This window comes from Devosia insulae DS-56 (assembly GCF_000970465.2).
GTDB lineage: Bacteria > Pseudomonadota > Alphaproteobacteria > Rhizobiales > Devosiaceae > Devosia_A > Devosia_A insulae.
This window is the reverse complement of the sequence record NZ_LAJE02000381.1, coordinates 1-20,308: the sequence shown is the minus strand read 5'-3', so window position 1 is coordinate 20,308 and position 20,308 is coordinate 1. Positions and strand designations below refer to the sequence as shown.

Sequence of the window (20,308 nt, the reverse complement as noted above, 5' to 3'; positions counted from 1 at the left end):
ATCGGGTTGGGCGGGCTGTAGGTCTCCCCTATTGGCGCCGCCACCACCGGGTCATTCCCGCGAAAGCGGGAGCCTCCGTTTGCGGAGTTCGCGGCACACTCAGAAAACAGAGGTTCCCGCTTTCGCGGGAATGACTCCGTGCCTGACCTCAGGATGCGGTCGCCGGATGGATTGCGGTCACACCGCCCAGATTCCTTCATCTCTTCGTCACAAGGCGCATTGCGCCCCGCTGCGCCCCAAGCTAAAGACCCGCGCATCAGGAGCCGGCAACTCCCCGGACCGGCCCGATAGCGGAGCGCGCTCGTGAAACTTGTCACCGGCAATTCCAACCGCGCGCTCGCCGAAGCCGTCGCGAGCTACCTCGAGGTCCCGCTGACCGACTGCACGGTCAAGCGCTTCAACGACAAAGAAATCTTCGTCGAGATCCACGAGAACGTCCGCGGCGAGGATGTCTTCATCCTGCAGTCGACCTCCTACCCGGCCAACGACAACCTGATGGAGCTGCTGATCTTGTCCGATGCGCTGCGCCGCTCCTCGGCCCGTCGTATCACCGCGGTGATTCCCTATTTCGGCTATGCCCGGCAGGACCGCAAGTCGGCCTCGCGCACTCCGATTTCAGCCAAGCTGGTGGCCAACCTGATCACCGAAGCCGGCGTCAACCGCGTGGTGACGCTCGATCTCCACGCCGCGCAGATCCAGGGCTTCTTCGATATCCCGACCGACAACCTCTATGGCGCGCCGGTGATGGTTCGCGACATCCAGGAGCACTATTCGCCCAACGGCAACGTGATGATCGTCTCGCCCGACGTCGGCGGCGTGGCCCGGGCCCGCGCCACCGCGCAGCGTATCGGCGCCGACCTCGCCATCGTCGACAAGCGCCGCCCCAAGGCCGGCGTCTCCGAAGTGATGAACATCATCGGCGACGTCTCCGGCCACGCCTGCATCCTGATCGACGACATCGTCGATTCCGGCGGCACCCTGGTCAACGCCGCCGAAGCCCTGCTCAAGGCCGGCGCCACCGAGGTCTCGGCCTACATCACCCACGGCGTGCTCTCCGAGGGCGCCGCCGAGCGCATCGCTGCCTCCAAGCTGAAGGAACTGGTGATCACCGACTCGATCATCGCCACCGATGCCGCCAAGGCCGCCAAGAACATCCGCATCATCTCGATCGCCCCGCTGATGGGCGAAGCCATCGCCCGCACCGCAAGCGAACAGAGCGTGTCGAGTTTGCTGGACTGATCCCTTGGTGGGAGGGCTGCCGGTCACCTCGCCCACCGGCCCGGTGGGACGACGGGATTGGACTGGGTCGACCATACCACCACCGGCCGTCATCCCGACGAAAGTCGGGACCCAGTGCTCAGGGTCATCCAAGTGCACAACCTCGCCGACCTTGCCGTGATGGACCGGTGAGTTTCGCGTTGAACCAACCCTCCGCGCAGTGGGTCCCGACTTTCGTCGGGATGACGGCGGTAGGCTTGGCGAATAGAGCAGCCAAATCCCCTCCAGAGCGATTTTGCCTCCGGCACAGCCTTCCCCTGTCGAAATCGCCTCCCCTCGCCCGACATTGCCCTGAGGGGCTATCGTGCCCCCGAGAGGAGACACCAATGCGCTACATGCTGATGCTCTACGCCGACGAGAAAGCCGGGGCCCAGATCCCGCCCGACCAGATGCAGAAGGCGATGGAGACGCTCTATGCCTATCAGGAGGCGCTGACCAAGGCCGGTGCCTTCGTCATGACTGCCCCCCTCGCCCGCACCCATGAGGCCAAGACCCTGGTCATGGAAGGCGGCGATGCCAGCTATCGCGAGGACGGCAAGGGCGGCGCTGCCTTTGTCAACGATAGCGGCGAGCTCAAGGTGCATGACGGCCCCTATGCCGAGACGCGCGAGCAGTTCGGCGGCTTCTACATCATCGAGGCCGCTGACATGGACGAGGCCCTCGCCTGGGCGAAACAGTGCCCGGCGGCGCAATGGGGTCCGGTCGAAGTGCGCGCCCTGATCTCCGGATTCTGAGCGCCACAGATTTTTCTGAAGTTTTTTTGCCCGGGAGTCGAAATGGTCTGAGCACCCCCGTCATTGTCGTATCAGGGCACGGTGTCCTGACGCTGACGCGGCCACCGCCGTAAGCCAAATGACAGAGGAACGACCGATGCAGATCAAGCTGACCAAGGTGTATGTCGACGAGCACGACAAGGCGCTGAAATTCTATACCGAGGTGCTGGGTCTCCAGAAGAAAGCCGACTTCGGCAATCACGGCTATCGCTGGCTGACCGTCAACTCGCCCGATGATCCGGATGGCGCCGAGCTGCAGCTCGAACTGAACAGCAACCCGGCCGCCAAAGCTTACCAGCAGGCGATGTTTGCCGAGGGTCAGCCCGCGCTGCTGCTCCACACCAAGGACGTGAAGGCCGACTATGAGCGGATCAAGGCCAAGGGCGGCGAGTTCATCATGCCGCCGACCGACGTCACCGCCTCGATCATTGCCCAGGTGGACGATACCTGCGGCAACATCATTCAGTTCGTGCAGCTGAACTGGTAAGCGAGAGAGCAAAAGGAGAACCGAAAATGGCCACCGCAAAGAACACCGTGAAGCGCACCGACGCCGCCGCCGACAGTTTCACCGCCGAAGAAAAGGCGGCGATGAAGGAGCGCGCCAAGGAACTGAAGCGCAACGCCAGCGCCGCCGAGGAAGAGCAGGCCGTGCTCGACAAGATCGCCGCCATGCCGGAGGCCGACCGCCGCCTCGCCGAACGCATCCACGCGCTGGTCAAGGCCGCGGCGCCGACGCTGACCAGCAAGCTCTGGTACGGCATGCCGGCCTATTACAAGGACGGCAAGAGCATCTGCTTTTTCCAGGATGCGGCGAAGTTCAAGGCGCGCTACGCCACCTTCGGCTTCAACGAGGCGGCGCAGCTCGATGATGGCAACATGTGGCCGTCGAGCTTCGCCCTGCTCAAGCTGACCCCTGCGGACGAGAAGCGCATCACCGACCTCGTCAAACAAGCCACCCGCTGAGGATCGCTCCACCATGCGCTACATGATGCTGATCCATCACGACGAAGTCGCCCTCGCCAATGCGCCGCAACGGGAGCTCTGGGCCGACTACGCCGCCTTCAACGAGGCGCTGGCCAAAGCGGGCGGCGGCATGGCTGCGGGCGAACGCCTGCAGCCGGCCTCGGCGGCGACCACTGTTCGCTTCGGCGACAGCCGCACCGAGGTGCTCGATGGCCCCTATGCCGACACCAGGGAGCAGCTCGCCGGCTATTTCCTCATCGAGGTCGATAACCTCGATGAGGCCATCGCCTGGGCCAAGCGCTGCCCCAGCTCGCGCTACGGCTCGATCGAGATCCGGCCTCTGGCCGAGAGCTACCCGCGGCCCGACTTGAGCCTCCGGCGACAGGACGGCTGACCCATGCAGATCGAGGGCAACGAGGCCGCCCGGGCAGCCGAGCGGGTGGCGCGCGAAAGCTATGGGCGCCTTGTTGCCTGCCTCGCCGCCCGCACCGGCGATGTCGCCGGCGCCGAGGATGCGCTGGCCGAGGCGTTTGCTGCGGCGCTCCACACCTGGCCGACCGAGGGTGTGCCGCATAATCCCGATGCCTGGCTGCTGACGGTCGCCCGCCGGCGGCAGACCGACGCGCTGCGCCGCCGCACAACGCGGCGGGCCGGCGAGGAGCATCTCAAAATGATCGCCGACGAAATCGAAGCCGCGGCCGACGCCCCCGATGAAATCCCCGACCGGCGCCTGGCGCTGATGTTCGCCTGCGCCCACCCGGCAATCGAGCGCGGCATGCGGGCCCCACTGATCCTCCAGACCATCCTCGGGCTCACCGCCATCGATATCGCCGCGGCCTTCCTGATCCCGCCGGCGACCATGGGCCAGCGCCTGGTCCGCGCCAAGGCCCGCATCAAGGATGCCGGCATCCCGTTCGGCATTCCCGACAAGGAGCTGCTGCCCGAGCGGCTCGATGCCGTGCTCGAGGCGATCTACGCCGCCTACACCAAGGGTTGGGCCGAGATCGGCGATGCCGCCTCGATTGCGCTGGCGGAGGAAGCCATCTGGCTCGGCCGTCTCGTCGTCGGCCTCTTGCCCGATGAGCCCGAAGCCAAGGGCATGCTGGCGCTGATGCTCTATACCGAAGCGCGACGCGCCGCTCGCCGCTCGGCCGATGGGGCGTATGTGCCGCTCGAACAGCAGGACACAAGCCTCTGGGACGACTCGCAGATCGGCCTCGCCGAGGCGCTGCTGAAAGCTGCCAACGCCGCGGGCCCTTCCGGTCGCTACCAGATCGAGGCCGCGATCCAGTCGGCCCACGTCGCCCGCCGGACGCTCGGCGCCAACACCTGGCCATCCATCCGAGCGCTCTACGATCACCTCCTGGCGCTCAGCGCCTCGCCAGTTGTGGCGCTGAATCGCGCCATGGCGCTCGCCGAACTCGAGGGGCCGGAAGCCGCGCTTGCCGCCATCGCGCCGCTCAGCGCCGACAAGCGCATGGCCGACTATCAGCCCTACTGGGCCGCCCGCGGCCACCTGATGGCGCGCGCCGGCCACAAAGCCGAAGCGCACGAAGCCCTCACCCTCGCCAGCGGCCTCGCCACCGACGCCGCGGTGCGGCACTATCTGCGTGGGCAGATTGCCGCGCTGGTGGACGGGTAAAGGCGGCAGTAGGCAGTAGGCAGTAGGCAGTCGTGGTACTCCAGTGTCTCATCCCTTTCTTCGACTGCCGACTGCCGACTGCCTTCGCCCTTGCCCGCCGGGGCGTCTTCCACTATAGCCACCGCCCATGAAGCGCCCGTCACCCCTGGAGGACGGGTGCGTGAGCTTTGATGTTTCAAAGTTCACACCAACCCATGAATGGATCATTCAATGGCTACTGCTGCTAAAGAGCTCAAGGCTCAGGCGCGGAGCGGGGTGGGCAAGGGGGCCGCTCGTGCACTGCGTCGTGAGGGGCTCATTCCTGCCGTCATCTATGGTGACAAGAAGGCTCCCCTGCCGATCTCGATCTCGTACAACGAGGCGATGAAGTCGATCTACGCCGGTGGTTTCCTCTCCCACATCGTCACTGTCGACGTTGATGGCGAGAAGCACCGCGTCATTCCGCGCGACTACCAGCTCGATCCCGTCAAGGACAAGGCGCTGCACGTCGACTTCCTGCGCGTCGGCAAGGGCACCAAGCTCAATGTCCAGGTGCACGTGAAGTTCATCAACGAAGACGCTTCCCCGGGCATCAAGCGCGGCGGTGTGCTGAACATCGTCCACCACACGCTCGACCTGACCGTCGATGCCGACCACATCCCCGAGGAGGTCGTCGTCGATCTCACCGGTCTCGATGTTGGCGACAGCGTCCACATCTCGTCGGTCAAGCTGCCGGCCGGCGCGTCCGACCACAGCCACGAGGCTGACCTCACCATCGCCACCATCGTTGCTCCGTCGGGCCTGCGCGCCGAAGAAGCCGAGGAAGGCGCTGCCGAGGAAGCTGCGGCCCCCGCCGCTGCTCCTGCCAAGGAATAATGACTCCGGGGCGGGCTTCGGCCCGCTCCATCCTGCCCCTGCTGCCTGGAAGTTAGCCGATGCACCTCATCGTCGGCCTCGGCAATCCCGGGGACAAATACCGCAACAATCGCCACAATATCGGCTTCCTCGCGGTCGACGCCATTGCGCGCCGCCACGGCTTTCCCGCGTTCCGCGAGAAGTTCCAGGGGTTGATTTCCGAAGGCACCATCGACGGCGAAAAGGTGCTGCTGCTGAAGCCGCAGACCTACATGAATTCCTCGGGCGACAGCGTTCAGAAGGTCACGACGTTCTATAAGCTCGGTCCCGCCGACGTCTCGGTGCTCTATGACGAGATCGACCTCGCCCCGGGCAAGACCCGCGTCAAGGTCGGCGGCGGCAATGGGGGGCACAATGGCCTGCGCTCCATCGATCCGCAGATCGGGCTCGGCTATCGCCGCGTCCGCCTCGGCGTCGGTCACCCCGGCCATAAGGACCTGGTGATGCCGCACGTGCTCGGTGATTTTTCGAAGGCCGAACAGCAGGCCTGGCTGATCCCGCTGCTCGACGCCATCGCCGACAACGCGGTGATGATCGTCAAGGGCGACGATAACGGGCTGATGAACAAGCTCGCCATCGCCGTGCAGGGTGACGGCGCCGAGCGCACCCAGCGCCCGGAAACCGCCGACCCGACCCGCAAGAAGGCCCCGGCGCAAAGCCACATCCGCGCCGCCCGGCCAACTGCGCCACAGGCTAAGGTGCCGGAGACGGGTCCGATGGCGGACATGCTGAAGAAGCTGTTCAAGAAGGACTAGTGCGCTTGGCGCCCCTCACCCTAACCCTCTCCCCAGAGGGGAGAGGGGACGCACTCTGCACGGACGGTGCCACATCGCCCCCTCTCCCCTCTGGGGAGAGGGTCGGGGTGAGGGGCGCCAGGCGCGCCAAACCGATTGACTTCCGCGCCCGATCACCCGATGTGAGGCGCAAAGATTTCCGGAGACTGTTATGGGTTTCAAGATGGGCATTGTCGGCCTGCCCAACGTGGGCAAGTCGACGCTTTTCAATGCGCTGACCCGCACTGCCAACGCGCAGGCCGCCAACTTCCCGTTCTGCACGATCGAGCCGAATACCGGCGAAGTCGCCGTCCCCGATGCGCGCCTCGATAAGCTCGCCGCCATCGGCAAATCGGCACAGATCCTGCCGGCCAAGATGAGCTTCGTCGATATTGCCGGTCTGGTGAAAGGCGCCTCCAAGGGCGAAGGCCTCGGCAACCAGTTCCTTGCCAATATCCGCGAATGCGACGCCATCGCCTATGTGCTGCGCTGCTTCGAGGATGGCAACATCATCCACGTCGCCAACAAAGTCGACCCGCTCGCCGATGCCGAAGTGGTCGAGACCGAGCTGATGCTTGCCGACCTCGAAAGCCTCGAGAAGCGCCGCAACGGCGTCGAGAAGAAAGCCAAGACCGGTGGCGACAAGGAAGCCAAGCTGACGCTCGACCTGATCGATCGTTCGCTGTTGCTGCTGCGCGACGGCAAATCGGCGCGCCTTGTGCAGCGCTCGGCCGAGGAGGAAAAGGCCTTCGTCGAACTGCAGCTCCTCACCTCGAAGCCGGCACTCTATGTCTGCAATGTCGACGAGGCCTCGGCTGCCTCGGGCAACGCCATGACCAAGCAGGTGGAAGAATACGCGCGGCAGCACAACGCGGCGGTGATCGTCATCTCCGCCGAGATCGAGAGCCAGCTGGCGCAACTCCCCGACGCAGAGCAGGCCGAATATCTCGAAAGCCTCGGGCTGCACGAGCCGGGCCTCAACCGCCTGATCCGCGAAGCCTACCAGCTGCTGGGCCTGCAGACCTATTTCACCGTCGGCCCGAAAGAGACGCGCGCCTGGACCATCCATAAGGGCGACCGCGCCCCGCAGGCGGCCGGCGTGATCCACACCGATTTCGAGCGCGGCTTCATCCGCGCCCAGACCATCGGCTACGACGACTTCGTCACGCTGGGCGGTGAAGTCCCCGCCAAGGAAGCCGGCAAGGCCCGCGACGAAGGCAAGGAATACGTCGTCAAGGACGGCGACGTGATGTTGTTCAAGTTCAATACTTAAGCTATTTCAATAATTTAACTCACACCCCCTGAGCCAAAACATGCTCGACCAGCTATTCGGCTCGTGGTGGCCGACGATATCGTCCTACCTGGCGGGACCGGCGGCGCTCGCTGCCGGCACCGTAACCCCGTTCACCGTCATCCCGACGGTGGGCTTCGCGCTGCTGCTGCTTGGCATCATCGCCGCCATCGCCTGGCGCGAGAAACATGCTGTGTGGGTGATCGGCCCGGTCGTCGCCGCGGCGCTGACCCCGGTGATCCTCGCCATCGGCAATATCCTTGGCGGCTGGTTCGTAGTGATGTTCGCGCTGGTCATCGGCGCGGTGGGCCTCCTGCTGTGGACCGGCATCATCTCCGCCAACGCCACCCGCCGCCTGCCAGTCTGGCTGCTCGGCCTGTTCGCCGTGAACTTCGTCGTCTACTGCACCGCCCGGAGCATCGCGATCATCTGGGGTTTGGCGTAAAGCCACCGCCCTCTCCGTGATCCTCCCCCGCGTGGCGGGGGAGGATCACTGAGAGTCCAGCGCCCACATCACCCACCACCTTGCCTCCCGCCCGTCCGTTGACGTATACGTCAACCCGCCATGAACGCCGTCACTGCTGACCGCCGCCATTTCGAGGATCTCGTCGTCGGCGAGACCATCAATCTCGGCTCGACCCTCGTGACCAAGGAGATGATCATCTCCTTCGCCCGCGAGTTCGATCCATTCCCCTTCCATCTCGATGAGGCTGCCGCCAAGCGCTCGCTGCTCGGCGGCCTCGCCTCCTCCGGCTGGCAGACCGCGGCGCTGACCTTGCGCCTGCTCGGCGACAGCTTCCTCAGCAAAATCGCCTCGGCCGGCGGCCTCGGCTTTTCCGATTTGAAGTGGAAGAAGCCGGTGATGAAGGGCGACACCATCTGGGCCACCGCCACCATTGCCGAGCTGCGTCGCTCCCGCCACCACCCCAACTGGGGCATCGTCAGCATCGATCTCGACGTGAAGAACCAGAACGGCCAGCCGGTGATGAGCATGCGGCTCGCCAACCTGGTCGAGACGCGCAGTCCCGAGGATGGCATGCAGGCGCAGCCCGAGCAGCCCTATGACGTCGAACAGGGCGGTGCCGCATGACCCGCTGGTTCGAGGACATCACCATCGACGAGCCGTTTCCGCTCGGCAGCCATACCTTCAGCGAGGAAGAGATCCTCGCCTTCGGTCGCGAGTACGACCCCCAATATTTCCACCTCGACCCGGCTGCCGCCGCGCGCAGCCATTTCGGCGGCGTCATCGCCTCGGGCTGGCACACCGTGCTGATGGGGCATCGGAAGATGGTCGACGCGCTCGACGCCGAAGAGGTTCGCCTGCGCGATCTCGGTCAGGAACCGGGCGTTTCCGGCCCTTCCCCCGGGGTCAACAAGATGGAATTCAAGGCGCCGGTCCGCCCGGGCGACACCGTCACCTACACGCTGACCGTCACCGGCAAGCGCCCATCCAACTCGATTCCCGGCTGGGGCCTGCTCTTCAACAGCCTCGATGCGGTGAACCAGCACGGCGAGAAAGTCTACCACGCCGAACTGGTCGGCTTCTCCAAACTGCGCGACTATCGGATGCCGCCACACTTACGGGTTCTTGAGGCGTTGACCAAAATCCCCGGATTAGGGAAGTTGCTGACCCAACGGAGTTGAGTCACGCCATGCGCCCTGCCCTTGCTATCGCTGCCCTGCTGCTGGCCGTCGCGCCCGCCACCGCGCAGTCGCTCACTGGCGTCGGCGTCGAGGGCAACTGGGGCTGTCGCGCCAATATCGACGGCACCCGCGCCGGGCTCCTTACCATCTATGCCGGCTCCTACGGCTATGCCTCGGCCAATTTCGGCAGCACCGCCTCCGGCAGCGGCACTGTCGAGATGGCCTCGAACGGCGTCACCTTCCTCGATGGCAACCTCGTCGTCGGCGCCGGCATCACCAGCGCCATCCTCGCCTTCGACGATACCGGCCGCGACGTGCTGCAGCTCTACACCGCGGAAAAGAACGTCCTCACCTGCACCCCGCGGGGGTAGCCAGCGGCCGTGGGGCAGGTGCCAGCCACAAGCTGAGGCCCCCACCTCCCCCTTGATGGGGCAAGCGAAGCTTGAGAGCGAGAGCGATCTAGCGTAGCTCGGAGGGGGTGCGCGGAGCCCCAATGCTTGTGGCCTACGTCCCATCTTGACCTCCCCGCCTTCCAGCGCTAAACAACGCGCCTTCCAGAGGAGTATCGCCCGAAAATGATCTGAGCACTGTTGCGGACGCCCGAGCCATTGCTTCCCTCGCCTTGCGAGTGGCAGCTGATGCGCGGATGCCGGCCACAGCAATGCTCCAGATAACGGGCTGACTCTGTCCGGCGCCTCGGGCGTCCAATCTCCCCCTGCACTTCATCGCCAACCGCGGCGCGCGCGCAGCACTGCTTCGCGTTACCCCGCTACTTGAGCTCGTATGCGACGTTACTACGTCGCGACGGGCAAGGAGATTGCCTATGCCCAAATTCATGACCTATCAGCGCCCTGCCCCGGTCAGCAAACAGAACTGGAGCGGCCGTCCCGGCGCCAACCCGTACCAGCCGGTCCGCCGGCCGGCCGGGCACCCCACGCCTGAGGCACCCAAGCTGGTGCTGCCGCCATGGCTCGGCGGACCAAAGTCACGGTGAGCGAAGGGCGCCCCGGCGATTGAGCCGGGGCGCCACCGCGAGGAAATTTGTATCCGGACATTGCCCATGCGGCCCGGGAAAACCCTGGAAACCGGGGCCGCGCAGCCTTAACACCTGGTTAACCGCCCCTGGCCCCTGCTCCATTCGCGGCCGACTTTCGGTCTGCACGTGGCCGATCCGGCCCGCAATGGAGGTCCCTCATGTCCATCAGTGGGGTGGGAGGCGGCGCGGCGTTGATGCGTCCGTTTCAGCCACCCAGCTTCAGTTCCATCGATAGTAACGCGAGCAGCGATATCACGCTCGATGAGTTGAAAGCCGGCGCCCCGGGTGGCGCCAGCGACGCCAAAAGCGCGCAGCGCGCCGAAAAATTGTTCGCCGCCATGGACGCCGACAGCAGCGGTTCGGTCAGCAGCGACGAAAAGGACGCGTTCGACAGTAAGCTCGCCGAACAGCGCCAGGCCATGCAGTTCATGACCCAGCTGATGGCGGGCGGCAACCAGCCGCCGAGCAACGAGGACATCTTCGCTACGACCGATCTCGATGGCTCGGGCTTGGTCAGCCTCGAGGAGTTCTCGTCCAGCGACGCGGCCGAGGGCGTCTCCACCGATGAGCTTGAGCAGCTGTTCGCCAGCATCGACGCCGATGGCGACGGCGCCATCACCGAAACGGAATCGTCGAACTTTCTCGACAGCCTGAAATCCGCCATGGCCCCACCGCCCGGCGGTCCCGGTGGCCCACCGCCAGGTGGTCCTCCCCCTGGCGGCAAGGCTGACAGCGCCGAGGCCGACGACGATGAATCGACCCTGGCGCTCGATCTGCTCGCTGCCGCCAAGACGGCCTATTCGGCCTCCTCGAGCAGCGACGACCTGCTCGAGACCCTGTCGAGGATTTTCGACAGCGCCGCCTGAGTGGCGCGCGGGGCCTGTCGCCCCGCCGCTTCGGGCGAGGGTTGCGCCCCACCCGCGCGGCCCTCGCCTAACCGGCAGGTGGAGTGGACAACCGCAGCTGCACCACCTGCCGCAATCCGCCCTCCGGCCGGTTGCTGATCGCGATGCTGCCGGCGAATCGTTCGATGATCTCCAGCGCGATCGCCAGCCCCAGCCCGGCGCCCTTGGTGGTCTGCAGGCGCCCCGGGTTTACTCGGAAGAACGGCTCGAACGCCTGCGGAATCAGCGCATCGGGAATACCGGGACCATCATCCTCGATCACCACCAGCGCCTCGTCACCGTCGATCGCCAGCCCGACTGCCGCCCCACCGCCATGCGTCGCGCCATTGGTGATGAGATTGCGCAGCGCCAGCCGCAACGCCAGTGGACCCGCCGTCACCACGGCCGGCGCGATCTCACCAAGCGTCACCGGCAACCCGGTTGCCGCCAGCTCGGCTGCCGTTTCCCGCACCAGCCGGTCGAGCTCGACCGGCCGGCGGTCCTCGCCTGCCCCCTCTTCCTGCACCAGCCGGATGGCGCTGTCGGCAATGGCGTCAAGTTCATCGAGGTCATTCAGCCACGAGCCGCGATCCTCCTCAGGGAGGAACTCGGCCCTCAGCCGCATCCTGGTCATCGGCGTCCGCAGATCATGCCCGGCAGCGGCGACCAGCCGCATTCGGCTTTCCATCGCCGCCTTCAGCCGGTCCGATAAGGCGTTGAGCGCCATGGCCGTCTGCCGCGCCTCGCTGCCACCGGTCTCGGGCACATGCGGCAGCACCCCGTCCGGCCCCACCGAACCGATCGCACGCTCCAGCACCGCAAAGGGCTGGGTGGCGCGCCAGGCCAGTGCCACGGCCGCGCCGAGCACCCCGATCACCACCAGCGCCAGCCAGGCCAGCAAGGCCAGCCACAGCTGCGGCGGTGGTCCGGGTGGCCGCGGGAAGGGGAACAGCATGTAGCGCCCATCCGTGAGCCGCTGCGCCACGATCCGCTCGCCACCGCCGAGCTCGAGCACCTCGACGGGTCGCGTTTCGCCTTCGCGCAGCAGCGCGCGCTGCAGCGCTGCTGCAAGCTCCGGCCGTGCCGTTCCCTTCGGCAGCGCCTCGACCACCCGGTCGGGCCCGAACGGCGGCTTGAACGAGGGATTGAAGCGCGGCCGCTCGGGCGGTTGGTCCGGCGCCCTGCCCTCAGGCCCGGCCGTGATGATGTCGTTGGCGATCGCCATGTGCCGCGCCATCGGCCCCATCAGTCGGTCGGTCTCGCCGATGCTGAGCATCAGCGCCGTCACCGCCGTCGCCACCAGCACGACGGCCAGCACCGAGCCGACAAAGATCAGCGCCAGCTTGACCCTGAGGCCGTGCATCAGTCCGCCTCTTCGGCTTCGACCCGCGCCACCAGTTGATAGCCGCCATTGCGCACCGTCTTGAACAGCGGCTCGCGGGTCTCGGCCCCGAGTTTACGCCGCAGCCGGCTCATCAGCACATCGATCGAGCGATCCAGCGGCCCCGCCTCGCGCCCTTGGGTGTGCCCCAGCAACTGCTCGCGCGACAGCACCCGCCCGGGTCGATCGAGAAACACCCGCAGCAGCTCGAACTCCGCCCCGGTCAGATCGATCGGCGCGCCATCGGCAGTCACCACGCTGCGCGACCCGGCATCGGCGAGGAGCGCCGCGAAGCGATAGGTCGTGCCGCTCGCCGTCACGGCGCCCCCGCCGGCGCGGCGCAGGACGGCCCGCATCCGCGCCACCAGTTCGCGCGGGTTGAATGGCTTGCCGAGATAATCGTCGGCCCCGATCTCGAGCCCGATGATCCGGTCGACCTCTTCCTTCAGCGCCGTCACCAGGATCACCGGCACCTGCGGCGCGCGCTGGCGGAGGTACCGGCAGAGATCGAGCCCCGAGCCATCCGGCAGCAGCACGTCGAGCACCACGATATCGAGCCGCTCGGTCGCCACCCGGTCGAGGAACTCCCGCTTCGAGCCGGCCAGCGATACCCTGAAACCCTGCTCGCCGAGATAGCGGCCGAGCAGCTTGCGGATTTCCTGATCGTCATCGACGACCAGCACATGGGGGGAAGCAGTCATAGCCGCACAATCCTCTGCCGGCCCCGGCCTGACAAGCGCACTCTATGGCAAGATTTGCGGCGAAGCATTGCCAAGCGGCGCCTCAGAAACATTGAGCAACAGAGCAGTTCGCGGCCGGCGCGCCGGCAGCACGAACAAACACTTACCGGCCCGGATGCTTTCTATTCAACGGTTTAGGGCTTCGTTATGCGCGCTGGCGCACAATGATGCGACGACACTATTGCCTTACCCGCGCCACGAGGTCCGTCGGTCATGGAGTCGCCTTGGTACAGCCTGATGACCAACGTCTCGGTCGTCGCGTTCGTCGTCAGTGTGTGGACCCAGTTGCGCGACGTGTTCGAGCGCTTCGGTCCGCGCGCGGTCGAGGCCGGGTTCGGGGCGGTGATGGGGCTCGGTGCCATCGCCACCATGCTGTTCCCGGTGCAGTTCGCGCCCGGCATCTTCTTCGACCTGCGCGCTTGCCTGTTGGCCCTCGCCGCCTTTTTCGGCGGCCCGATTGCGGCGCTGGCGGCGCTCATCCCCGCCATCGCCTACCGCCTGTGGATCGGTGGCGCCGGCGCGCCGGCGGGCATGGTGTCGATGACGCTGATCACCCTCGCCGCCTCGTTCGGTCACTTGGCGCTGCGCCGCCATGGGCTGAGGATCGCCCGCTGGCACTCGCCGGCGCTGGCCTTCGCCACCTGCGCCATCGGCCTGTTAACCATTGCTTTCGTCCCCATCGACCCCGGCGCCAGCGACTGGGTGCCGCTGATGGCGGCGCGCACGGTGTTGCTGTTCCTCGCGGTGATGCTCTCGGGCCTGGCCCTCACTCATGACGAGGAATTGCGCACGGCGCGGCGCGAGAACCAGATCTACCGCCAGGTGATCGACGAGCTGCCCGACAGCATCAGCGTCCGCGATCCCGAAGGGCGCTTCGTCATCGCCAACCCGGCGACGGCAACACTGCTCGGCGTCAGCTCGCCGAAAGCGCTGATCGGCCGCCCAGGCGCCGAACTCGGCATCGCCCACCCGGCCTCGCCGCCGCACCCCGGCGACACGCACTGGACCTTCCAGCAGGCGGTCAAGCGCCCCGATGGCAGCACCAGCTGGCTGCAGACGCTCGAAGTGCAGCTCAACGACCAAAGCGGCCGCCCCGAGGGCCTCATCACCCACAACCGCGACATCACCGACCAGAAGCATCTCGAACTCGAGCTCGACGAGCGCCAACGCGTTCTCGCCTTCGCCATGGCGCAGATGACCGATGGCGTCGCCATGTTCGATCACAGCGGCAAACTGCTGTTCTGTAATGCCCGGTATCAGAAGCTGTTCCCGCTGACCTCCGACGTGCGCGTCCCCGGCGCCAATATCCGCGACATTCTCACTGCGGCGGCAGAGCGGCGCGAGCAGCAGGTCGGTTCGTCCCCGGCCGACGTCGCCGAATGGATCGACGAGATCACCGAGTCGCTGCATCACGACGCCGAGGAAGAGGTGCATCTGTTCGATGGCACCTGGCTCAGGGTCTCCACCCGCCCCTCGCCCGACGGCGTTTCGATGGTGGTGGTTTCCGACATCACCCGGTTGAAGCGCACCGAGCTCGAGCTGCTCAATGTCGCCGAACGGCTGCGCGAGGAAGCGACGACCGACGCGCTGACCGGCCTCGTCAACCGCCGCGCCCTCGACCAGCGGCTCGAAATCGAGATCGCCCGGAGCCTGCGCTCCGACACGGCGCTGAGCGTCATCCTGCTCGATATTGATCATTTCAAAGCTTACAACGACACCTATGGCCACCTCGCCGGCGACGCCTGCCTGAAGGCGGTGAGCCAGTGTCTCGGCCAGGTGTTCCGTCGTCCGGCCGATCTCATCGCCCGTTACGGCGGCGAGGAGTTCCTCGTGGTGCTGCCCGAGGTCGATGCCGAGACGGCCTACCGGCTGGCCAACGACTATCGCGAGCTGCTGGCGGCGCTGGCGCTACCGCACCAGGCGAGCGAGTTCGGCCGCGTCACCGTCAGCCTCGGTATCGCCGCCTATGCCCCCGGCCAGACCGACCGCAGTGCCATCGACCTCGTCGGCCGCGCCGACGAGGCGCTCTATGCGGCCAAGAGCGGCGGCCGCGACCAGGTCAGCGGCTGGCGCCGCCGCTTCGACGTGGTGCCGCGTAGTCTTCGCGTGGTGCACTAGGGCCCTCTCACTGCGGCGCAGCCTTAGTGCCGACTGACAGAGACGGCCCCCTCCCATCCTCCCCCATGAAGGGGGAGGTGCTCCGCCGGTGCTCATGGCGCGATCGATGTCAAAGCCCCGACTCTTCACCTCCCCCTTTATGGGGGAGGCCGGGAGGGGGCCGTCTGCCGACAGGGAGACTCGTAAGCATGGCCGCACTCACCGGCACCATGAGATACCTCTCTTCCCGCCGCGAGTAGTAGCTGCGGATGAAGCGCTCTGGCAGCCCTCAATGCCCCTCGAACGGGATCAGCGCCTCGACCTTCACCCCGGTGGCGCGCAGCTTGTCCGCTCCGCCCAGGTCGAACAGGTCGATCACAAAACCCGAATGCGACACTTCCGCCCCGGTTCGCCGCAGCAGCGATACCGCCGCCACCGCCGTGCCGCCGGTGGCGATCAGGTCGTCGACCAGCAGCACCTTGTCGCCTGCCCCGATCACATCGGCATGGATCTCGATGGTGTCGACGCCGTATTCGAGCGCGTAGTTCTGCCCGATCGTCTCGCCGGGGAGCTTGCCTTTCTTGCGCACCGGGATGAACCCGACGCCGAGCGCAATGGCGACGCCGGCGCCGAAGATGAAGCCGCGCGCCTCGATGCCCGCCACGTGGGTGATCCCCAGGTCGCGATGCAGTCCGGCCAGCCGGTCGACGCTCTCGCGGAACCCGGCCGGATCCTCGATCAGTGTGGTGATGTCACGGAACAGGATGCCCTTTTTGGGGTAGTCGGGGATCGTGCGGACGAGCGATTTCAGATCAAGCATTGGCGCGGGAACAACGAGTGGTGGGAGCGAATAGTGAGTAGCGAATGGCCAGTAGCGAAACTATGTCGTGAGCACCGCTGCCGGAAGCCCTATTCGCTATTTCGCTGGCGCGTCAGCGCTTGGTGCTGTCGACGATCTTTCGTGCCAGCTGGCCGGCCTTGTACGCGGTGTTGAGCGTCGCATCCTTGGCGGCGGCCTTCACCTTGGGCGTCAGCAGCAGCGGCGCCGCGGCAATGCCGGCCCGCACCATCGGATGGGCGATCACCGTCCGGGCCAGGGCTGCGGCCGTGATGGCGCCGCGAATGATCGACATGTGGGCCTCCGGATGTTTCGCCAGGAACTGCTTCGCCCCGGAATATCGACGATGCCGCAGCGGATCGCAAGGGCACGGAAACGACAAAGGGCCCCGCGGGGCCCTTTGCATAAACATTGCGGCAGCGTTGGCTAGTGCTCGACGCGCGACCAGAGCTTGCGCTTGACCAGGTACATCAGTCCGGCGAACACCAGGAGGAACGCGATCACCTGGAAACCGGCTTCCTTGCGCGCCACGAGGTGCGGCTCGGCCATCCACATCATGAACGAGGCGACGTCGCGCGAATACTGGTCGACGGTCAGCGGCACGCTGCCGGTCTCGCCTTCCTCGTAGGTGACGGCACCATCGCTCAGCGGCGGCGCCATACCGAGCGCATGGCCCGGGAAGTAGGTGTTGTAGTGCTTGCCTTCCGGCACCTCGGCGCCATGCGGCGGCGGGTCGACATAGCCGTTGAGCAGCGCGTGGATATAGTCCGGACCGCCTTCCGAGTAAGCGGTGAAGTAGTTGAGGATCCACCACGGGAACGGTTGCGTCGTGCCGCGGGCCTTGGCCAGCACCGAGAAGTCCGGCGGCAGCGCGCCGCCATTGGCGTCACGGGCTTCCTGATCGTTCGCAAACGGCGACGGCCAGCGATCGGCCGCGATGCCCGGGCGCTTGCCGCCCTCGGCGTCGGGATCGTTGATCTCGTACTCGGCGGCAAGCGCCTTCACCTGGCCCTCGGTGAACTCCGGACCGCCTTTTTCGCCGAGGTTGCGGAACGCCATCAGGCGCGCCGAGTGACAGCTCGAGCAGACTTCCTTGAACACCTGGAAGCCGCGCTGCAGCTGGTTGCGATCGTAGGTGCCGAACGGCCCGGCGAAGCTCCAGGCTTCCTTGTGGATCTCCGGAGTGGCGTGCCCCTCCTGCGCCGCGGCCGGAGCCGCAGCGAACAGGATGCTCACCAGCAGGGCGCCGATAATGCTTTTGGTCTTGATCATTGGCGTTGGGCCCCGGGTCAGTGCGACGTCGACGCAGCGACAGGCTGAGCCGCCGCCGGCGCCTTGTGCTTAGCCAGCACGGACTCAGTGATCGACGTCGGCAGGGGCCGCGGCGTCTCAAAGCGTCCGAGCAGCGGAAGCACGATGATGAAGTAGATGAAGTAGTAGGCAGTGGCGATCTTGGAGAGCAGCACGTAGATGCCCTCGGCCGGTGCCGAACCGAGCCAGGTCAGGAACACGAAGTTCGCCACGAACAGCCAGTAGAACCACTTGAAGACCGGACGGAAGGTACCCGAGCGGACCTTGCTGGTATCGAGCCACGGCACGAAGAACAGCACCAGGATCGCGCCGGCGAAGAAGATCACGCCGCCCAGCTTCGAATCGATGAACAGGATGTTGAAGTCGATGGCGCGCAGGATTGCGTAGAACGGCAGGAAGTACCATTCGGGCACGATATGGGCCGGCGTCACCTGGCTGTTCGCCATGATGTAGTTGTCGGGGTGGCCCAGGATATCGGGCGCAAAGAACACGAACCAGGCGAACGGGATGCAGAACACGATGATCGCGAACAGGTCCTTCATCGTGTAGTAGGGGTGGAACGGCACCGTCTCGCGGCTCGACTTCACTTCCACGCCGATCGGGTTGTTGTTGCCCGGCACGTGCAGCGCCCAGATGTGGAGCGCCACCACCGCCGCGATGATGAACGGCAGCAGGTAGTGCAGCGAGAAGAAGCGGTTGAGCGTCGCGTTGTCGACGGCGAAACCGCCGCGCAGCAGCTCGAGGATCGGGGTGCCGAGCACCGGAATGGCGCCGAGGATGTTGGTGATCACGGTGGCGGCCCAGAAGCTCATCTGGCCCCACGGCAGCACGTAGCCCATGAAGGCGGTGGTCACCATCAAGACGAACAGCAGCACGCCGAGGATCCACAGGATCTCGCGCGGCGCCTTGTACGAGCCGAAATAGAGCCCGCGGAACATGTGGATATAGACCGCCGCAAAGAACATCGAGGCGCCCGTGGCATGCACGGCCTGGATGATGCGGCCGCCATTCACGTCACGGCGGATATGCTCCACCGAGTCGAAGGCGAGGCTGACATGCGGAGTGTAGTGCATCGCGAGGATGATGCCGGTGACGATCTGCACGCCGAGCATGAAGGCGAGGATGGCGCCGAAGGTCCACCAGTAGTTGAGGTTCTTCGGCGTGGGGTAGTCCATCAGGTGTTCTTTGGACCACCGGATGATCGGCAGGCGGTCGTCGATCCATTTCTCGACGACGTTACCGGGGACGTAGCTGGATTCGTGAGCCATCTGGTCGAGTCCCCTTAACCGATCTTCACGAGCGTATCGGAAATGAATTCGTAGGGCGGCAGCACCAGGTTGGTCGGCGCCGGGCCCTTGCGGATACGGCCGGCAGTGTCGAACTGCGAGCCGTGGCAGGGGCAGGCCCAGCCGTTGTAATCGCCGGAATCGCCGACCGGGATGCAGCCGAGGTGCGTGCAGTTGGCGATCATGATCAGCCACTGCTCATGGCCCGGCTTGGTGCGTTGTTCGTCGGTCGCCGGATCCTTGAGGTCCGACATCGGAACGGCCTTGGCCTCGGCAATCTCTTCGGGCGTGCGGTTGCGCACGAACACCGGCAGACCGCGCCACTTGATGGTGACCGACTGGCCCACTTCGATGCCCGAAAGGTCGAACTCGATGCTGGCCAGCGCCAGCACGGACGCATCGGGGTTCAGCTGGTTGATCAGCGGCCAGGTCACCCCGGCAACGCCCACCGCGCCTACGGCGCCCGCCGCGATATAGAGGAAATCGCGCCGACCCGGTTTAGGGTCGTCCTGATGTGCCAGATTGGATTGCGTCGCCAAGGTAAGCTTCCGTCTGTTGTGTCTTGATCAGCGCCTCGGTGCCCGTTGGCTTTAGGGCCACATAGCCAGAGCCAACCCCCGCCCTCAACAGCGCGTGATTTGGGCGTTCTTTTGACACTATGAATGGGGCTTGTCCAGCCGGAGTCAGGGTGACTTTCCCCCGATGCGACACTATAGCAACCGGCTAAAACCTTACCGCCTTGCTCAAGAAATTCGATGCGAAAAACCCGATGATCGATCTGGCCCTCTACCAACCCGATATCGCGCAGAACACCGGCACCCTGCTCCGCCTCGGCGCCTGCCTGGGGGTCATGGTGCACATCATCCATCCAACCGGCTTTCAGTTCTCGCCGCGCTCGATCCGCCGCGGCGCCCTCGATTACCTCGAGCATGCACTGTTCACCGAGCACGACAGCTACGCCCATTTCGATGCCTGGCGCCGTTCGGCCGGCCGCCGGCTGGCGCTGCTCACCACCAAGGCGAGCGGCTCCGCCTATGCCACGAGCTACCGGCCCGACGATATCCTGCTGCTCGGCCGCGAGTCCGCCGGGGTGCCCGACAGCGTGGCTGACGACGCCGACCTCAAGGTCCGCATCCCCATGCGACAAGATATGCGCTCGCTCAACGTGGCCGTGGCCGGCAGCCTCGTGCTAGGGGAGGCGCTGCGACAGACCAACGGTTTTGCAGCTCTATCATGACATTACCCGCCGATATTGACTCAAAAAAGCAAGTGGCCGCGGCCTGGTTCCGGAGTTTTCGCGATCAGCTCTGCGCGAGTCTCGAAGCAGTCGAAGCCGAAGTGAAGGGGCCGCACGCCGACCGGCCTGCCGGCAAGTTCGAGATCGAGCCGTGGAGTCGCGAAGCTGGCGGCGGCGGCGAGATGGGGCTACTGCATGGCCGCGTGTTCGAGAAGGCCGGAGTCCATATCTCCACTGTCC

At 65.7% G+C, this 20,308-nt stretch carries 24 protein-coding genes and 1 pseudogene; 18 read left to right on the top strand and 7 right to left on the bottom strand.

The genetic code is table 11. From position 1 onward, the window contains the following. Window positions 1–303 precede the first annotated feature (303 nt). The 15 genes from VW23_RS25815 to VW23_RS25750 all read left to right on the top strand — a co-directional run bounded on the left by VW23_RS25815 (window position 304) and on the right by VW23_RS25750 (window position 11,160). Window positions 304–1,239 (top strand): ribose-phosphate pyrophosphokinase, encoded by a 936-nt coding sequence (locus tag VW23_RS25815; RefSeq protein WP_055880738.1) that lies wholly within the window; start codon window positions 304–306, stop codon window positions 1,237–1,239. 365 nt (window positions 1,240–1,604) lie between these two features. Then, a complete protein-coding gene (locus VW23_RS25810; RefSeq protein ID WP_069912350.1) occupies window positions 1,605–2,012 on the top strand; it encodes a YciI family protein in 408 nt (135 codons plus the stop codon). A 136-nt stretch (window positions 2,013–2,148) separates the two neighbouring features. Continuing rightward, window positions 2,149–2,538, top strand: a complete 390-nt coding sequence (locus tag VW23_RS25805) for a VOC family protein (protein WP_069912349.1) — start codon at window positions 2,149–2,151, stop codon at window positions 2,536–2,538. 26 nt (window positions 2,539–2,564) lie between these two features. After that, window positions 2,565–3,014, top strand: a complete 450-nt coding sequence (locus VW23_RS25800; protein WP_069912348.1) for an iron chaperone — start codon at window positions 2,565–2,567, stop codon at window positions 3,012–3,014. Window positions 3,015–3,027: 13 nt separating this feature from the next. After that, on the top strand, window positions 3,028–3,408 hold the full coding sequence (locus VW23_RS25795; protein WP_069912347.1) for a YciI family protein: 381 nt from the start codon (window positions 3,028–3,030) through the stop codon (window positions 3,406–3,408). A 3-nt stretch (window positions 3,409–3,411) separates the two neighbouring features. After that, window positions 3,412–4,656, top strand: a complete 1,245-nt coding sequence (locus VW23_RS25790) for an RNA polymerase sigma factor (protein WP_069912346.1) — start codon at window positions 3,412–3,414, stop codon at window positions 4,654–4,656. Between the two features lie 210 nt (window positions 4,657–4,866). Then, the gene (locus VW23_RS25785; RefSeq protein ID WP_069912345.1) at window positions 4,867–5,511 is read left to right on the top strand and encodes a 50S ribosomal protein L25/general stress protein Ctc; all 645 of its coding nucleotides are present in this window, start codon (window positions 4,867–4,869) and stop codon (window positions 5,509–5,511) included. Between the two features lie 59 nt (window positions 5,512–5,570). Next, entirely contained in the window at window positions 5,571–6,305 is a 735-nt protein-coding gene (gene pth, locus VW23_RS25780) for an aminoacyl-tRNA hydrolase (RefSeq protein ID WP_069912344.1), read from the top strand. 190 nt (window positions 6,306–6,495) lie between these two features. Continuing rightward, window positions 6,496–7,596, top strand: coding sequence for a redox-regulated ATPase YchF (gene ychF / locus VW23_RS25775; RefSeq protein WP_069912343.1), 1,101 nt, complete (start codon window positions 6,496–6,498; stop codon window positions 7,594–7,596). Between the two features lie 40 nt (window positions 7,597–7,636). Beyond that, entirely contained in the window at window positions 7,637–8,059 is a 423-nt protein-coding gene (locus tag VW23_RS25770; protein ID WP_069912342.1) for a hypothetical protein, read from the top strand. A gap of 120 nt (window positions 8,060–8,179) precedes the next feature. Then, window positions 8,180–8,704 carry a MaoC family dehydratase gene (locus VW23_RS25765; protein ID WP_069912341.1) on the top strand — a complete coding sequence of 175 codons (525 nt, stop codon included), beginning with the start codon at window positions 8,180–8,182 and terminating at the stop codon, window positions 8,702–8,704. After that, on the top strand, window positions 8,701–9,258 hold the full coding sequence (locus VW23_RS25760) for a MaoC family dehydratase (RefSeq protein ID WP_069912340.1): 558 nt from the start codon (window positions 8,701–8,703) through the stop codon (window positions 9,256–9,258). The genes VW23_RS25765 and VW23_RS25760 overlap by 4 nt, the downstream gene beginning before the upstream one ends. Before the next feature lie 8 nt (window positions 9,259–9,266). After that, entirely contained in the window at window positions 9,267–9,629 is a 363-nt protein-coding gene (locus VW23_RS25755) for a hypothetical protein (protein ID WP_069912339.1), read from the top strand. Between the two features lie 452 nt (window positions 9,630–10,081). Beyond that, entirely contained in the window at window positions 10,082–10,252 is a 171-nt protein-coding gene (locus tag VW23_RS29180; RefSeq protein WP_176730490.1) for a hypothetical protein, read from the top strand. Window positions 10,253–10,452: 200 nt separating this feature from the next. After that, window positions 10,453–11,160 carry an EF-hand domain-containing protein gene (locus VW23_RS25750; RefSeq protein ID WP_069912338.1) on the top strand — a complete coding sequence of 236 codons (708 nt, stop codon included), beginning with the start codon at window positions 10,453–10,455 and terminating at the stop codon, window positions 11,158–11,160. Between the two features lie 67 nt (window positions 11,161–11,227). Here VW23_RS25750 and VW23_RS25745 read toward each other — a convergent pair whose 3' ends face one another. Both VW23_RS25745 and VW23_RS25740 read right to left on the bottom strand, forming a co-directional pair. Beyond that, window positions 11,228–12,541: an ATP-binding protein gene (locus VW23_RS25745; protein ID WP_069912337.1), complete on the bottom strand. Its 1,314-nt coding sequence runs from the start codon at window positions 12,539–12,541 to the stop codon at window positions 11,228–11,230. Next, on the bottom strand, window positions 12,541–13,260 hold the full coding sequence (locus VW23_RS25740; protein WP_069912336.1) for a response regulator transcription factor: 720 nt from the start codon (window positions 13,258–13,260) through the stop codon (window positions 12,541–12,543). Before VW23_RS25740 ends, VW23_RS25745 begins: the two co-directional genes overlap by 1 nt. Before the next feature lie 252 nt (window positions 13,261–13,512). Here VW23_RS25740 and VW23_RS25735 point away from each other — a divergent pair, with 252 nt between their 5' ends. Continuing rightward, complete coding sequence (locus VW23_RS25735; protein WP_069912335.1) at window positions 13,513–15,417, top strand: diguanylate cyclase domain-containing protein; 1,905 nt, start codon at window positions 13,513–13,515, stop codon at window positions 15,415–15,417. 268 nt (window positions 15,418–15,685) lie between these two features. Here VW23_RS25735 and VW23_RS25730 read toward each other — a convergent pair whose 3' ends face one another. The 5 genes from VW23_RS25730 to petA form a co-directional block, all read right to left on the bottom strand. Then, a complete protein-coding gene (locus VW23_RS25730) occupies window positions 15,686–16,216 on the bottom strand; it encodes an adenine phosphoribosyltransferase (RefSeq protein WP_069912334.1) in 531 nt (176 codons plus the stop codon). 112 nt (window positions 16,217–16,328) lie between these two features. After that, entirely contained in the window at window positions 16,329–16,529 is a 201-nt protein-coding gene (locus tag VW23_RS25725) for a hypothetical protein (protein ID WP_069912333.1), read from the bottom strand. Window positions 16,530–16,660: 131 nt separating this feature from the next. Next, window positions 16,661–17,506, bottom strand: coding sequence for a cytochrome c1 (locus VW23_RS25720; protein ID WP_069912332.1), 846 nt, complete (start codon window positions 17,504–17,506; stop codon window positions 16,661–16,663). 17 nt (window positions 17,507–17,523) lie between these two features. Beyond that, window positions 17,524–18,813 (bottom strand): cytochrome b, encoded by a 1,290-nt coding sequence (locus VW23_RS25715; protein WP_069912331.1) that lies wholly within the window; start codon window positions 18,811–18,813, stop codon window positions 17,524–17,526. 14 nt (window positions 18,814–18,827) lie between these two features. Then, a complete protein-coding gene (gene petA / locus VW23_RS25710; RefSeq protein WP_055881291.1) occupies window positions 18,828–19,352 on the bottom strand; it encodes a ubiquinol-cytochrome c reductase iron-sulfur subunit in 525 nt (174 codons plus the stop codon). A 251-nt stretch (window positions 19,353–19,603) separates the two neighbouring features. Between petA and VW23_RS25705 the strand changes: the two genes are divergently transcribed. After that, window positions 19,604–20,068 (top strand): tRNA (cytidine(34)-2'-O)-methyltransferase, encoded by a 465-nt coding sequence (locus VW23_RS25705; protein ID WP_176730491.1) that lies wholly within the window; start codon window positions 19,604–19,606, stop codon window positions 20,066–20,068. After that, window positions 20,065–20,308: pseudogene (locus VW23_RS25700) on the top strand (oxygen-dependent coproporphyrinogen oxidase); the annotation flags it as partial. The gene VW23_RS25705 and the pseudogene VW23_RS25700, both read left to right, overlap by 4 nt.

What these genes read in the sequence shown, in the direction of transcription:
- VW23_RS25810 (WP_069912350.1), top strand. Translation starts at nt 1,605, where the DNA reads ATGCGCTACATGCTGATGCTCTACGCCGACGAGAAAGCCGGGGCCCAG.
- VW23_RS25805 (WP_069912349.1), top strand. Translation starts at nt 2,149, where the DNA reads ATGCAGATCAAGCTGACCAAGGTGTATGTCGACGAGCACGACAAGGCG.
- VW23_RS25800 (WP_069912348.1), top strand. Translation starts at nt 2,565, where the DNA reads ATGGCCACCGCAAAGAACACCGTGAAGCGCACCGACGCCGCCGCCGAC.
- VW23_RS25795 (WP_069912347.1), top strand. Translation starts at nt 3,028, where the DNA reads ATGCGCTACATGATGCTGATCCATCACGACGAAGTCGCCCTCGCCAAT.
- VW23_RS25790 (WP_069912346.1), top strand. Translation starts at nt 3,412, where the DNA reads ATGCAGATCGAGGGCAACGAGGCCGCCCGGGCAGCCGAGCGGGTGGCG.
- VW23_RS25785 (WP_069912345.1), top strand. Translation starts at nt 4,867, where the DNA reads ATGGCTACTGCTGCTAAAGAGCTCAAGGCTCAGGCGCGGAGCGGGGTG.
- pth (WP_069912344.1), top strand. Translation starts at nt 5,571, where the DNA reads ATGCACCTCATCGTCGGCCTCGGCAATCCCGGGGACAAATACCGCAAC.
- ychF (WP_069912343.1), top strand. Translation starts at nt 6,496, where the DNA reads ATGGGTTTCAAGATGGGCATTGTCGGCCTGCCCAACGTGGGCAAGTCG.
- VW23_RS25770 (WP_069912342.1), top strand. Translation starts at nt 7,637, where the DNA reads ATGCTCGACCAGCTATTCGGCTCGTGGTGGCCGACGATATCGTCCTAC.
- VW23_RS25765 (WP_069912341.1), top strand. Translation starts at nt 8,180, where the DNA reads ATGAACGCCGTCACTGCTGACCGCCGCCATTTCGAGGATCTCGTCGTC.
- VW23_RS25760 (WP_069912340.1), top strand. Translation starts at nt 8,701, where the DNA reads ATGACCCGCTGGTTCGAGGACATCACCATCGACGAGCCGTTTCCGCTC.
- VW23_RS25755 (WP_069912339.1), top strand. Translation starts at nt 9,267, where the DNA reads ATGCGCCCTGCCCTTGCTATCGCTGCCCTGCTGCTGGCCGTCGCGCCC.
- VW23_RS29180 (WP_176730490.1), top strand. Translation starts at nt 10,082, where the DNA reads ATGCCCAAATTCATGACCTATCAGCGCCCTGCCCCGGTCAGCAAACAG.
- VW23_RS25750 (WP_069912338.1), top strand. Translation starts at nt 10,453, where the DNA reads ATGTCCATCAGTGGGGTGGGAGGCGGCGCGGCGTTGATGCGTCCGTTT.
- VW23_RS25745 (WP_069912337.1), bottom strand. Translation starts at nt 12,541, where the DNA reads ATGCACGGCCTCAGGGTCAAGCTGGCGCTGATCTTTGTCGGCTCGGTG.
- VW23_RS25740 (WP_069912336.1), bottom strand. Translation starts at nt 13,260, where the DNA reads ATGACTGCTTCCCCCCATGTGCTGGTCGTCGATGACGATCAGGAAATC.
- VW23_RS25735 (WP_069912335.1), top strand. Translation starts at nt 13,513, where the DNA reads ATGGAGTCGCCTTGGTACAGCCTGATGACCAACGTCTCGGTCGTCGCG.
- VW23_RS25730 (WP_069912334.1), bottom strand. Translation starts at nt 16,216, where the DNA reads ATGCTTGATCTGAAATCGCTCGTCCGCACGATCCCCGACTACCCCAAA.
- VW23_RS25725 (WP_069912333.1), bottom strand. Translation starts at nt 16,529, where the DNA reads ATGTCGATCATTCGCGGCGCCATCACGGCCGCAGCCCTGGCCCGGACG.
- VW23_RS25720 (WP_069912332.1), bottom strand. Translation starts at nt 17,506, where the DNA reads ATGATCAAGACCAAAAGCATTATCGGCGCCCTGCTGGTGAGCATCCTG.
- VW23_RS25715 (WP_069912331.1), bottom strand. Translation starts at nt 18,813, where the DNA reads ATGGCTCACGAATCCAGCTACGTCCCCGGTAACGTCGTCGAGAAATGG.